Origin of the sequence: Fructobacillus durionis (genome assembly GCF_900112405.1) — a bacterium.
Classification (GTDB): domain Bacteria; phylum Bacillota; class Bacilli; order Lactobacillales; family Lactobacillaceae; genus Fructobacillus; species Fructobacillus durionis.
In genome coordinates this window covers 1-1,758 of sequence record NZ_FOLI01000017.1, presented here as the reverse complement: position 1 = coordinate 1,758, position 1,758 = coordinate 1, and the positions used below count along the sequence as shown (strand labels likewise).

At 41.7% G+C, this 1,758-nt stretch carries 2 protein-coding genes; both read left to right on the top strand.

Features of this window, described 5'->3' with window-relative positions:
• A partial coding sequence (locus BMZ93_RS06525; RefSeq protein WP_200769376.1) for a terminase large subunit occupies positions 1–460 on the top strand: 460 nt, incomplete at its 5' end.
• A 9-nt stretch (positions 461–469) separates the two neighbouring features.
• On the top strand, positions 470–1,758 hold a 1,289-nt coding region (locus BMZ93_RS06520), incomplete at its 3' end, for a phage portal protein (protein ID WP_091503351.1).

Sequence of the window (1,758 nt, the reverse complement as noted above, 5' to 3'; positions counted from 1 at the left end):
AGTGAAAGACCATGATATATACGTCTATGACGGCTTTTACGAAACGGGGATGTTGAGTTCACCAATGGCTCGCAAATTAGCTCGTAGTGGTGCCTTGAGGGGCAAGGTGTATGCCGATAGCGCAGAACCAAGAACAATTGCTGAATTGCAGTCACAAGGCCTTAAGACGATTGTTCCTGTGGGCAAGGGTAAAGACTCGAATGTACAGCGTATGGAGTTCATGAAGAACTTTAAATACCACATTCACCCAAGTGCTAGTTTCTTAGTTGATGAAATGAGTACCTTCGCTTATCAGAAGGACAAGTTCGGAAAGTTCTTGAACAAGCCAGAAGATGGTAATGATCATGCTATTCAAGCATTAGGGTATGCGCTAGAACCAATCATCTTCACTAATAGCCAAGGAAAGTACATGAATTATCGAGAACGTGTCAAAGCAGTCAATGATTTGGGATTGCGATAGGAGTAGTATATGGAAACACTAGAAGCTGATAACGGTTATCAAACGAAGGCGGAACGATACTTGCACCATGCGTTAATGCAGTATCAAGAAGACCTTAACAACTTAACGCCAAAACGTGTGGGCGAATTCATCAAGCACCATTACAACAAGCAACGCCCTCGATTGCTTAATCTGGACAGTTATTACAAGGGTATTAATACCAAGATTAACAGCGAAGCTAGTCGTCGTATTGATGAGTATGGTGCTGATGTACGATTAGGTCATCCATTCGCTCAAGAAATTGTCGACTTTCATACTGCTTTCTCAGTTGGTAACCCAATTAATATTAGTGTTGATCAAGACCACAATGGCCAAGAGGATGAGCACCAACAGTTAGACAAGATTAACCATGAAAATGGTGTGGATTCACTCTTTTATGACCTGTTTAGCGACATGTCGAAGTATGGGCGAGCTTTTGCTAATGTCTACCGTGATGGGGATGTCGAGAAGATTACTCGGCTTAGCCCTACTAACACGTTTATGATTTATTCCAATGACGTGGACCCAGTACCAATTATGGCCGTTCGCTATACAGAACAGTCAAAGATTGATGACGACCTAGATTATCAACCATATGTAATTGAGACATGGACAGATAGTGAATACACAATTAGTGAACCTGTAGCAATTGCTGATGGAACAATTGTTAATGGGTACAATGTGACTAAAACGGACCAATTATCCACGCTTCCAGTTGTTGAATTTTGGAATAATACCCAACGAATGGGTGACTTCGACGGTGTTATTAGCTTGATTGATGCTTATGACGCTGCACAGTCTGACACGGCTAACTACATGCAGGATAGCAACGATGCCATGCTTGTTATTAAGGGTGACATTGATGATTTGCTCGATGGTGCTGAATTGTTTGGCAATCCAGATGATGAAGAATACTTAGAAAAGTTAGCTGAACAAAAAAAGAAGCTAATGGCAAGTATTAAAGAAGCTCGTACTCTCTTCTTGAAATCTGGTTCTACTGGTTCTGGTCAACAGACGACAGTATCTGCTGATTACATTCATAAGCAATACGATACGGCTGGTGTTGAAGCTTACAAGAACCGCCTGTACAAGAACATTCACTCATTCTCTCGCACGCCTGATGTTTCGGATGAAAACTTCGCAAGTAATGCCTCTGGTGTGGCAATGCAATATAAGCAGCTAGGCGTTATTCAATTAGCCAAGGCTAAGCGCCGATCATTTTCTAAGGGATTAAGTGAAATCTATGGCATTGTTGAAGATTTAGAAAAGGCAGCTTCTGG